At 32.3% G+C, this 12030-nt stretch carries 8 protein-coding genes; 1 reads left to right on the top strand and 7 read right to left on the bottom strand.

Annotated features, from left to right (window positions below; translation table 11 throughout):
• Positions 1 to 47: 47 nt before the first annotated feature.
• The 5 genes from BN3326_RS00650 to BN3326_RS00630 all read right to left on the bottom strand — a co-directional run bounded on the left by BN3326_RS00650 (position 48) and on the right by BN3326_RS00630 (position 9094).
• Positions 48 to 821: a nucleotidyltransferase domain-containing protein gene (locus tag BN3326_RS00650; RefSeq protein WP_069997194.1), complete on the bottom strand. Its 774-nt coding sequence runs from the start codon at positions 819 to 821 to the stop codon at positions 48 to 50.
• Positions 822 to 1155: 334 nt separating this feature from the next.
• On the bottom strand, positions 1156 to 2964 hold the full coding sequence (locus tag BN3326_RS00645) for a sensor domain-containing diguanylate cyclase (RefSeq protein ID WP_069997193.1): 1809 nt from the start codon (positions 2962 to 2964) through the stop codon (positions 1156 to 1158).
• 20 nt (positions 2965 to 2984) lie between these two features.
• Complete coding sequence (locus BN3326_RS00640; RefSeq protein ID WP_069997192.1) at positions 2985 to 4109, bottom strand: response regulator; 1125 nt, start codon at positions 4107 to 4109, stop codon at positions 2985 to 2987.
• 21 nt (positions 4110 to 4130) lie between these two features.
• Complete coding sequence (locus BN3326_RS00635; RefSeq protein WP_069997191.1) at positions 4131 to 6830, bottom strand: hybrid sensor histidine kinase/response regulator; 2700 nt, start codon at positions 6828 to 6830, stop codon at positions 4131 to 4133.
• 80 nt (positions 6831 to 6910) lie between these two features.
• Positions 6911 to 9094 carry a methyl-accepting chemotaxis protein gene (locus BN3326_RS00630; protein ID WP_069997190.1) on the bottom strand — a complete coding sequence of 728 codons (2184 nt, stop codon included), beginning with the start codon at positions 9092 to 9094 and terminating at the stop codon, positions 6911 to 6913.
• 255 nt (positions 9095 to 9349) lie between these two features.
• On the opposite strand from BN3326_RS00630, the gene BN3326_RS00625 reads away from it, so the two are divergent.
• Entirely contained in the window at positions 9350 to 9871 is a 522-nt protein-coding gene (locus tag BN3326_RS00625) for a hypothetical protein (protein ID WP_069997189.1), read from the top strand.
• An 88-nt stretch (positions 9872 to 9959) separates the two neighbouring features.
• On the opposite strand, the gene BN3326_RS00620 is transcribed toward BN3326_RS00625, so the two are convergent.
• Positions 9960 to 10382: an HIT family protein gene (locus BN3326_RS00620; RefSeq protein WP_069997188.1), complete on the bottom strand. Its 423-nt coding sequence runs from the start codon at positions 10380 to 10382 to the stop codon at positions 9960 to 9962.
• A 150-nt stretch (positions 10383 to 10532) separates the two neighbouring features.
• Positions 10533 to 11999, bottom strand: a complete 1467-nt coding sequence (locus BN3326_RS22160) for a stalk domain-containing protein (RefSeq protein ID WP_207646292.1) — start codon at positions 11997 to 11999, stop codon at positions 10533 to 10535.
• Positions 12000 to 12030: the final 31 nt, after the last annotated feature.

Raw genomic sequence — 12030 nt, 5'->3', positions numbered from 1 at the left:
TATTTCATAATCTCAAAAGAGAGATCGCCTATGCGATCTCTCTTTTACTAATTGCCTATCCAATCTCTAAAAAATTGATTAAGTGCTTTATCATCTTGTCTTTGTGATTTATCAGCTTTTTGCAAATAATTATCACATTTCTTTAATAAACCTTCAAAGCATTTTATTAATGCATCATGTGTCGGAATCTTAAGCCAATCATTATTACCTGCTTTGGTTTCTATAAGTTTTTCAATTTCATCACATAAATCTTGATGTATAGCTGCACATTCATATAAAGCTTGGAATGTCATTGGAGGCATGCTGTGGTTTGCCATAATATAATCCGTTGCCAAAAGTGATCTTAGAACATAAAAATATCTTTTTAATCGTTGCTCTTTATGGTTTTTAATATCTTCTAACTTAGTAGCTGCTATACTTCTATAATGATTAAGTGCTGGTTTTTCATCAAAATACTTTGCATTAAGATTCAAAAGCGTTTCTCTAAATCCTTCTTTTTCCATATATATTACTGGTGACTGAAGCCATTCTGATACCGTTGGATCAGATTTTTGAATGGACTTAAGCACCTTTTTCAAATCCCATCCTTGTATATCATAAATAGAATCTACTGAAAGTTCTATATAATCTTTTTCCTCATTAACTGCTAAATAAAATTCTTGAGGATGTATATAAATAAACCTACAGTGGTAATCAGAATCTTTCGAAGGAAATCCCCAGCCTCTAGTTCCAGATTCTGCTGCATAAAGTATTGTAATGTCTCTTTGCTCTTCTATTTGTTGAAGTGTTTTTTGAATTTTATTATACATCTCATCTCTCATCTTCTTTAACCCCTTCCTACTCTCTTAAATACATTCTCTATATTTACCTTACTAACCACAGACCTATTACCCCATGCATACCTCCCTGCCTTAATTATGCTGGTTATACCCATTAAAATTTATCAAACTTAATCGAATAAATTTTAATAGTTATATTAATTAAAATATTACGAAATTTCAATTAATATGACCCATTTTTCTAATTATAATGTACTTCCTCTATTTTCATAGTGTACCCAAATATCTAGGTTTTAATCTTAGTTAATTTATACACCAACTGTCCATAAATTCACCTAGGCCTCCCCTTTTTTGAGGATAAGAAATGGTTTGTCTCTTATATAATAATTCTTTCCATTCTGTTTCTCCCTTTGTTTTTGGCTATATAAAGTGCTTGATCTGCTAGCAAAATAAAATCTTCAGATTTTTCTTCGGACTGTGGAATGATTACTGCTGTTCCTATACTCACAGTAACTCTTCCATAAGGTGATGTACTGTGAACTCTATTCATATCCTCTATACTCCTAAGTATATTTTCAGCAAGTACATCAATTTCTTTAATCAGTGGTCTTTCTAAAATAACTCTAAATTCTCCTCCGCCAATACTAGCAGCCAGACTATCTTCTTTATTAGTAAGACGTTTTAAAAGCATTCCTATTGCTTCTAAACAATCTTCCCCCACCTGATGACCGTATGTATCATTATATTTTTTAAAAAAATCTACATCAATTATAATAAGAGCTATCGGTAATTGTTTTATAACAGCACTTTTCCAAGCGATTTGAAAAGCATTGTCAAAATACTTACGATTAGCCATGCCTGTTACTCTATCAAAAAAAGCTATTTGATATAAATCATTTTTTTCTTCTTCCAGTTCTTTTGTTCTTTCTTGCACTTGATCTTCAAGATGTATAACCATTTGGGTTAGTTGCTGTGTCATTTCATTAAATGAATGCGTTAATTCTCCCAATTCATCTTGACGGTCTTCCTCCTCTAATATAATTAATTTTCCTCTTACAATATTTTTTGCAGCATGATTAAGTCTAATAATAGGTTTAATAATCCATCTAGCAATTTTCATAGCCAATACCCATAGTATTATAGAAGAAGTACCTGCAAGTAAGATGGATCTTCTTAAAGCATCATTCATCTCTGACATATAATCTTTAGCAGATAACAAAATATAGACTTGCCAATTTAAATTGAATTTATCAAAAGAATACACATTTATAAAATAACTCTCATTATTAAATTTAATTTTTGATAATTGGTGATTTCCCTGGTGTATAACTTGTTCTATAGCAAAAGAAGTTAATGCATTATCGCTCTCTATAGCTTTTACTAATTCAAATTTTTGACCAACTGATTTTTTTGTTTTTTCCTCTGTAGAAGAAGCAATGAGGTAACCCTCTTCATCAGTAATAAAAACCTGTCCTGACTTTCCTATAGGAAGTGATCTAAGTGTATCATTTAACCATGATAACAAATAGTCTACACCAAAAACACCTACTAGCTGATCTTGATGATAAATGGGATAGCTTGCTGTAATAGTTGGTTCTTGAAAAATAAAGTGGCTATAAATCTTACTAAAAACAGGTTGTCCCGCTTCATGTGCCTTAATATACCATGGTCTCTTACGAGGATCAAAATCGGGAAATTTTTGATCTATATCTAAAGGCTCTGCTGTTTCTGTAATATTGTAGTACCAGGAAGCTCCTTTTGTTTCTTCATTGTTTCTAACAATTTGATATTTATCGTTTTCTAGCCTTCTAGCGCCATAAAACGAACCATCTGAAAAACCAATAAATGTCATCGCTGCATGTGGAAAAGCTTTTAAATGGTTTACAAAGTACTTCTGATCGCTTTCTATATCTGCCTTATTTAATACATCTGTATACCATGAATGCGCATGAATTTGATTGAGTTGATGTGCTTCTGACAAACGATAATATAAGGTGTCATGAATCATTGTTGTAACTTGTTGCTGTAATTGAAGTAAAATTTTAGAGGTTGCTTTATTGGCTCCTGCTATTTGTAAAAAGCCAATTAACACAAGTACGACGATCAACTGTAAAACTACAGGCAAAATAAGTGTTATCCGTAACGACTTAAATAAATTCCAGATTTTGTTAATTATTTTTTTCATTCCACTCACCTCTTTAAATCTTAAATACTACTAAGTTGTTTTATAAATCCCTCAAATAAATGTTTAGTAGATGGCCTTGGCTCTAGATTTAATTCTTCTTTTAATACTTCAACAAGATTTTTATAAGTATTTATGAGTTTAATACGTTCACCTGCCCTAAAATAAACACTTATAAGTAGATCATAGGCATCTTCATCCCATGGCTGTAGAGATAAAAGACGAAGGATTTTTGCTTCTGCTGCCTCATAGTACCCTCTTTCTAAATAACCCATAGCTAAACTTAGCCCTAGCGACCGATACTCATTCCATAATGATAACTGCCAGCCATAAGCCCACTGATAATCTCTGCTATCAAACAATATTCCTTTATACAGTTCAAAGGCTTTGTTAAATTCTAAAAGATTCTCATCTCTCATAATCAGTTTTCTATTTATAAAGTCTTCAAATTCGTAAGCATCACATTTAAAGTCATTTATAGAAAATTGATACGAATTATTTTTATACTGAATATGAGGTTCAAATCCTTCGCGTTTAAATATTTCTTTAATACGATAGATTGTATTATGTAAATTATGCTGTGCCTTTTTTTCGTCTAATTCAGGCCAAAGCAAATCCCAAAGTTTTGATTTTTCAACAGCTTGATTTCTTTGATATACAAAATAAGCAAATAGTTCCTCAGATTTTTTAGTAGGCCAGCATATACTTGTTTTTGTTTTATGATTATAAACTTTGAACGTTCCCATAATCATAATTTCCCATTGAAAGTGTTTCCTATTATGAACTTGTTTTTTTTCTAATAGTCTAAAAACAACTTCATCCAACTCCTCCATGGAAATAGGCTTAAGCAAGTAATGAATTGCATGTACTTTAAATGCCTCAACAGCATATTGTGAAAAAGCTGTAATAAAAACAATCTGGATATTAGGGTTATAGGCTTTAATTTTCTGAGCTAAATCAGTTCCTAAAAGAATAGGCATCTCGATATCTAAAAAGACAGCATCTGGATTAAGATGCTTTATACTTTCTAAGGCTTCCTGAGGCTTCGTAAAAGCTCCGATACAGTTTAGTTCAGCATTTTTCATAATCAATAACTTTAAATAATTTAAATTTGCAGGCTCATCATCAATAATCATCACTTTTAACACTTGGTTTCAACTCCCTCCCGTCTACTCCCCTGGATTAAGAGGCAATCGAATGAATACGGTTGTTCCTACATTTTCTTTACTGCTAAACTCCATCTGTGCATTTTTATAAAGAGCTAGTCGTTTTCTGATATTTAAAAGCCCAATACCCTGATTGATAAGTTCATTATTAGAAATCTGTTCCAATTTTTCCTTAGAAATGCCAACGCCATCATCCTCAACTTTTATATACATATACTGTAAAGATTTCTTTATCGTCAATATAACTTTTCCTCCTTCTTCTTTTTTGCATATGCCATGTCTAATAGCATTTTCAACGAGCGGCTGAATCATGAGGGCTGGAATTTTATACATTTTCAACGCATCTTCCCCCTCATAGTGAAAATAAATACGACTTCCAAACCGTGCTTTTTCAACTCTGATATAGGCATCAATCAGCTCTAGTTCTCTGCAAAGTGGAATAAACATATCTGACCAATCTATATCAAAGCTTAGTCTTAGATACTTACTTAAATCTAATAAGAGATTTGCGGCCTTAATACTATCACTGTAGCATAATGAAACAATAGTACTCATAGCGTTATATAAGAAATGGGGTTTGATTTGGGCTTGTAAAAAGGCTAGTTCATTACGTACAGCTTCTTGAAAAGCATGTTTGATAGAAATAAGATTTTTAACTCTTGTGATCACCACATCTATTTCATATGGCTTTCTAACAAAATCATTAGCTCCAGCTTCAAAAATAAGATTAACCATACGAGATGAAGACTCTGGGATAGTCATTAAAATAGGTAATTCAACTGAACTATAGCTTTCCCGAATCTTTTTGCATATTTGAAGACCATTAGCTGTAGGAGGCATAATGTCTAAGATAATCATATCTGTTTTTCCAGGAGATTCAATTAATCGCGTAACATCGCTTTCTATATAAGCCTGTAATATACGGTAGCCTTGAGCATAGAGTGCATTTTCTAAAATATACCTATTATGATTATTTTCTACCATGATAATAATACTTGCCTTAGTCTTTAATTCCGTTATATCAAACTCTGAGTTAGTGTTTTTTACTTCATCTTCCACGTTTACGTCCTTCTTTACTGAGTACTCTTCCTGCATGCCAGAACCGGCATAAGGTAATGTAAATGAAAATTTAGTTCCTTTATCTTTCTCAGAATATTTCAGTTCTAGTTTTCCTTTCATTACTTTAAGTAAATTCGCACTTATTTTTAGTCCTAATCCTTGTATGTATTCTGCTTCTTGAGAGTCATACTCCATATTTTGAAGCATTTTTTGAACCATGTTTTTAGTCTCCAGTGACATACCAATACCAGTATCTTCAACATGAATAGTTATATACTCTTCGTGCCTGAATCCACTTATTTGAATGATACCCTGATAAGTATGATTTAGTGCATTTTCAATTAGATTATATAAAACTTGTCTTATTCTATTTTCATCTCCATAAACCCAGTAAGGTTTTAAATCTACATGAAACTTTATGCCCTTTTTTTGAATCTCAAACTCATAAACCATTCTAATTAATTCTATATTGGATTTAATATCTACAGAGGTTATGTTTACTTGAAGTTTGCCATTTTTTAAATGTGTTAAATCCTGAATGTCAGTTACTAAATAGTGAAGTCGTTCTGCAATAGTTCGCACTAATTGCAAATGTTCTTTTTGTGTTAATGTAAGATTATTCTGCTTTTCTAAAATAAAATATACAATCGAATTAATTCCTTTTAAAGGTGATCTTAATTCATGAGAGGTCTTCACCAAAAATTCATCTCTTAAACGATCAACCTTGATTAAATGAGAAGATATTTTTTTCATATCACTATAAACCTGATGTAATCGCCGTTCCTCAAGTACAGCAATACTTAAAACATATAAGCTGGTAGCTATTAATACAAAGTAGTCCATCTTTATTCTACATAACAGATAGCCTATCTTTCCCATCAATACTATCAAGTAAGATGCTACGACTATAATTAATATAGTTTTTTTCCATTGAATTAATTTTGCACTATTGCTATTAAAATTTGTAAAAATAAGCCGAATTAAGATGTAAAAAATTAAAATGAGAGTATAACCTAATAAACCGATTAAATAGGCAGTATAATGTTGATATGGGATAATAAATATAATTAAGCATCCCATAATAAGAGATATAATTATATACCGGTATATTTTAAGTGCAAGTACTGGACTTTTCTGAACTTTTATAAATAATATAAGTAACAGTCCATTTATCACACTTAGCACCCCTTGAATTTTATAAGCCAGTATAGGAGATAGATGTGTATATATTTTGAAGATGATCTTTTCTCCACTAAATAATATATTAAGTCCTATGCTTCCTAACAAAAAACTGCTGATCAAAAAGTGCTTCTCTTTTAACCGTGTAAAATATATCCCCAGATAATAACAAGCCAGCATCAATACACTCACAACCCCCGCCACATCTAAACCATAAAGTACATAATCGAATGACATATTATCTTTTGGTCTGTACCCTACCTTTTTAGGATTTACTTTTCTATCACTTAGCGACGGATCCATATAATAAATTTCCCACTGCTTTTTCAAACCAAATGTTTCCTTAGCAGCCAAAAGTTCCTTGTAGTATATGGTCTTACCATAGATAACTCTGCCTGACTGAGGTTTTAGTAATACTATCAATAAAAAACATAATACTAAACTTTTTAACTTAATTTTTTTCATTTTTTGACACCAAATCTCATTTTTATCTATATTATATGCCAAATTTGTTTATTTTTCCACTAAATACATTTTTTAGTTGTTTACTTTTTTATAATAAACTTACTAATAATCTGCAATAATTCCTCAGACATTTTAGATAGGTCTCCAGCCGATTGTGCGATACCTTCTGCAATACTTGTTTGTTCCTGGGTTGTTGCTGTTATCTCTTCTGAACTAGACACAGACTCTTGCATACTCATTACAATATTAGCTACCGAATAGGTTACTCTTTGACTAGCATCTTTTGTGATATTGATTGAATCCACCACACTTTTAATATCTTGAACGACTTCCTGAACATGTTCATTAATATCATTTAGAGCAGAGGCTGATTTTTGTACAGCACCAATCCCATGTTCTACTTTCTTATTTTCATCAATAATCAGATTATTAGCTGTATAAATTTCTTTTTGAACCAATCCAATCAAATCACTAATACTTTGGGCAGAATTCTGAGCTTGAAAAGCTAACTTTCGAACTTCTTCAGCAACTACTGCAAACCCCCTGCCTTGTTCTCCAGCTCTAGCTGCTTCGATTGCAGCATTTAAAGCTAATAGATTAGTTTGCTCAGCAATTTGAGTAATCAAATCATTAATAGCACTTATTTCTTTAGATTGTTGATTTAAAGTTTGCATAACCTCTACAGTTTTTTCAGAGTGTTGTTTAATGATAATCATTTCATTAATAGCTTGCCTAATAATATCTTGTCCATTTACAGCTGTCTCATTAACTTCATCTGCACGTTTAGACATCCTTAAAATAGATTCAACTGATTGATCTAAATGTGTGTTCATTTCTTTTGCAATAGTATCAACTGATTCCACAAATTGAGACTGTTCTTCAGTACTAGCACTTACCTCATTCATACGTTTAGCAATTTCGCTTGCCGCACTGCTGCTTTCTTCTGATGCTCCTGATAGTTCTTCACTTGAATGCGTAAGCGTCATTGCTGTTTGCTGTATGCTTGCTACTAAAGAACGAATGCTCACAATCATTGTATTTAAACTGCGTCCAATTTGATTGATATCGTCACCTTCACTTAATTTATAGGTATCACATTGTTTGCATTTTTCAAGCTTAGTTATCAGGTCTTCTTGAATCTCCCCATCACATAATGTCCCTGAAATCTCCCAGCATTTTAGATTATCATTTTTATAGGCTATACAATCTCTTTGATTACATTTTTTAATCTCCCAGCAAGGTCGCAGCCCACTCTCTTTAACAGCAATTGTTAAATCACCGTTTGCAGCAGTATGCATAGCACTTTTCATTCTTTGTATCTTCCTTACCATCACATAAGAATTAAGTGCTGAACCTATAATACCCAGTACTAGAAACACACTGCTTACTATAAGAATGACATCACGCATGTTATTAACCGGTGCTAAAAACTCCTGATGTGCAGCATTAATAGATAAGGACCAACTGCCAATTGCTGTATAAAGGTTGAGCTTCTTCATACTATCAAAGGTATAAATCACTTCACCCGTTTGTCCCTCTGTCATCGACGAAATTATACCGCTAAGTTCTGGAATACCTAAATCTTTTAAGGCTGTTCCGATAAGTTCATCCTTTGGATGGTATAAAAATGTACCTTCTTGGTCTATTAAATAAGCATATCCCATCTCACCTATCTTAACTTCTCTCAAAATATCATAAATATAGTTCATAGGTATACTCGCACAAATAACGCCTATGGTTTTATTTTGAGAATTTATTAAAGGTAAACTTATAACTTGAATTAAATTACCTGTCATTTTTGAAGTTAATATTTCACTGAATCCTACCTTTTGATCTAGCCCTTCCTGAAAATAGGTGCGCTCAGCAATATTGAGATGATCTACCGCACCCTTATCATCTAAAATAACATTCCCCTGCCTGTCTGCAATAAAAATATTTTCTATAAACTCTTCATTTCTTTTTTTAAATAATTCTAGGATGTGCCTAACCTCTTGCTCATTCTCTCTTTGCTCAGCAAACTCTTTAATTGTCTCTAAATCACCTAATAAAGTCAGCTGATTTTGAATGATCGCTTGCTCTTTCAAAAGATTATTTGTTACAGTGTGCAACTTAATATCTAATTGCTTTTCAATCTCTTGTGTTAGTACATCTGAGCTTTTAAAATAGCTAATGCCTACTATTGTAATGGCTACTAACATAACAATGAGCATATTAGAAATAATGCCTTTTGCAACTAGACTATCTTTAATTTTTCTCTTTTTCATAAATTATCCTTTTTTCCTTTCTTATAAATAGATTTACTATTAAATTGATATAAATAGTACGTGTAATCTTATCATAAAATTCTCCCAAAATTCTCTCAAATCTATATTATCTTACATTATAACCCTTAAAAATCAGACATAGATATGCTTTTCAACTTTACACATTTCTTTTTTAAAATCTGGAACTTCTGATGCATTGTAGCCGTCATAGTTATGTACTTAAAAATGATATACTAACTTATAGGAGTGATTAATATGAAACTTAGCATTTTAACTATGGCAGCAACACTTTCCTTAATGGCATTTGTTGGTTGCTCTTCAAAACCTAACTTAGTAGGCTCTGATACTCAAACAAATATTATAAAAGCGTCTGATGCTATAGCTGATGAGGGAAGTCAAGGTGTAGCAATAGGGGAACCCGCTCCTGGCTCAAATGCCAAAATCAGTGCAGAAGCTGCAGAATTAATAGCTGCTAAAAAATATATTGAGCATATCAAATCTATCGAATTAACTGATATTGAGGGAAATAAAGTTGATAGGGCTTTTAGCGCAGAAGAAATAAGCATAATAGCAGCAGCATATAATGATAGTTATATCCAAGATACAGCTTATATTGAGATGTTAGCTGGCAATATTATGGTGATTACCTTGGAAGATGACTCTACAGTAACGATTACCAGCTATGGTGATGAAAATAATATCGTAGCTGTTTCAAGTAAAGGTGAAAACTATCATTTAGGCTGCCCAGTTATAGGAAAGATTCTTTTAGAAAAATAGCACACACAAAAAGCCCAAGAGTTTTGTCCCTTGGGCTTTTTGCCAAATAATTATAGTATGGGTTACCATTAACTGCTCTTAGGATATACTATAAATTTTCCTTTATAGCATTAATTATTTCTGTATAAGCTTCATCACTTAAGTATACTTTGCCGGGATTCATCTCAAATGTACTTCCCCAGCTAAGTGCTTCTTCATACTTAGGAACGATATGAAAATGCAGATGAGGCAGTTTATCTGAATAGGCCCCATAATTTATTTTATTAGGAGAAAATGCCTTTTGAACAGCAGCAGCAGCTTTTTTAACATCCTTCATAAATAATTCTAGTTCTTGATCATCTAATTCAAATAACTCATTAACGTGTTTATTATAAGCTACAACACATCTCCCTTTATAGCTTTGTTCTTTAAATAAGTAAATTGTAGAAGCATCAAGCTGGCCTACTTCAATCATTAAATCTTTAAGCCTTTGATCTTTTTCACAGTAAAAACAAGTATTTTGATTATTCATTTTATAATCTCCTATTTTATCTAATAATTTTATATATAGTTTGCTTATTGAAATTTTATCCTTAGCAATCTTCTATCTTGATTTAGTTTATCATGAAATGATTTAAGGTTCAATCCTATTAATTTTTAGCAATTCCTACATGCAAAGATTTTATTTAACCTTAATTGTTACGCGCTCTATGATACCATCCCATTCCGCGTCGCAGTTAAGATTCTCAACGATGAACCTTAGGGGTAACATTGTTCTGCCACCTTCCGAAATATAGGGTGCCACATCAGTCTCCTTATTTACTCCATTAACTTTTGCCGTTTTGTTTCCAATCCAGAGATATATTTTATGAGTTTTTAAATAGATACTCACTTTTTTATCCAATGCATCCCATATCACTTCTCCTCCCATAGATTCAACAACTGCCTTTATCGGAAGGAAGGTTCTGCCATTTTTCATAATCATTGCAGTTCCCTTACCTGGGTCAATTTCTTTTCGCTGTCCGCCAACCAACATATACCTGCTCCCTACTTCCAGTACAATAGACAGGTTATTTGTACCAGTTTTTACTACAACTTCATTAGAAGTGGCTCCTAAAGTTTGATCCCGATAAACAACTTTTAAAATATAATAATACGTGGCACTATATTCAACATTTTTATCAATATAGGAAGTGCCTTTAACAGGAAAATCAGTAATAGGCGTACTTGACTGCCTGCCTGAGGATGTGCCTCTATAAAGGTTATATCCTATGATATCCTTTGTACTATTTGGCATACTCCAGAATAAATAAATACCTTCTTCTTCTGCTTGTGCACTTAAATTTATTCTTGATTTTAATACTACTGCAACTTCATTAGAAACACTTCCTAGCGTCTTGTCTTTATAAACTGCTTTTACTACATAGTAATAGGTGGTGCCGCTTTCTATATTTTCATCTGTATAGGCCGTTCCTTTAATAGGAAAGTCGGTAACAGGTGTACTTGAGTACCTGCCAGACGTTGTCCCTCTATAGAGATTATATCCTATAATATCCTTTGTACTATTTGGTTTACTCCATGTGAATGAAACACTTTTATCGCTAGATACTGCAGTTAAAATACATTGATCAGATATAATCTCATCCTCCCCTATCTCAATTAACTCAAAGGTCTCCCAATCTCCTATTTTTTTTCTGTCTGCAACGACTTTACTACTTCCTCCATCTTCTGCACCTATATACTTCTTATTATGTGTTTTTAACGCTATCTTATTATTACCTAATTTTACGAGTTGAAAAGTATTCCATTGATCTATTTTCCCACTACTTACAGCAACATTCTTGCCACCGTTTATAACCCTTAGATAATCGCCGTTATAAGCTATAAGTGCAATATATCCTTTACCTATATCCATTAACTGAAAGATTTCCTTCTCTCCGGTCTTCTCTCTATTTACTGTTAATAAACCAGCTCCCCCATTTTCAGCACTCAGATATTTCCCATTATATGTTTTGATTGCAACTTTTTTCTTTACATGATCACTCCCATAAATATCTCCCGAAAAAGCTATTAGTGACAGTGACAGCAATACCGTTAATCCTACTGCATAAACTAGAAATGCTTTGATACAACTTTTAATCCTATTCATACCATCCCCCCTAATTTTAGACTAAATATTA

Origin of the sequence: Cellulosilyticum sp. I15G10I2 (assembly GCF_900095725.1) — a bacterium.
Taxonomy (GTDB): domain Bacteria; phylum Bacillota; class Clostridia; order Lachnospirales; family Cellulosilyticaceae; genus FMMP01.
Note: the sequence above shows the minus strand (reverse complement) of the source record. Positions and strands in the feature narration are given on the sequence as shown.

What these genes read in the sequence shown, in the direction of transcription:
- BN3326_RS00625 (WP_069997189.1), top strand. Translation starts at nt 9,350, where the DNA reads ATGAAACTTAGCATTTTAACTATGGCAGCAACACTTTCCTTAATGGCA.
- BN3326_RS22160 (WP_207646292.1), bottom strand. Translation starts at nt 11,999, where the DNA reads ATGAATAGGATTAAAAGTTGTATCAAAGCATTTCTAGTTTATGCAGTA.
- BN3326_RS00645 (WP_069997193.1), bottom strand. Translation starts at nt 2,964, where the DNA reads ATGAAAAAAATAATTAACAAAATCTGGAATTTATTTAAGTCGTTACGG.
- BN3326_RS00630 (WP_069997190.1), bottom strand. Translation starts at nt 9,094, where the DNA reads ATGAAAAAGAGAAAAATTAAAGATAGTCTAGTTGCAAAAGGCATTATT.
- BN3326_RS00635 (WP_069997191.1), bottom strand. Translation starts at nt 6,830, where the DNA reads ATGAAAAAAATTAAGTTAAAAAGTTTAGTATTATGTTTTTTATTGATA.
- BN3326_RS00650 (WP_069997194.1), bottom strand. Translation starts at nt 821, where the DNA reads ATGAGAGATGAGATGTATAATAAAATTCAAAAAACACTTCAACAAATA.
- BN3326_RS00620 (WP_069997188.1), bottom strand. Translation starts at nt 10,382, where the DNA reads ATGAATAATCAAAATACTTGTTTTTACTGTGAAAAAGATCAAAGGCTT.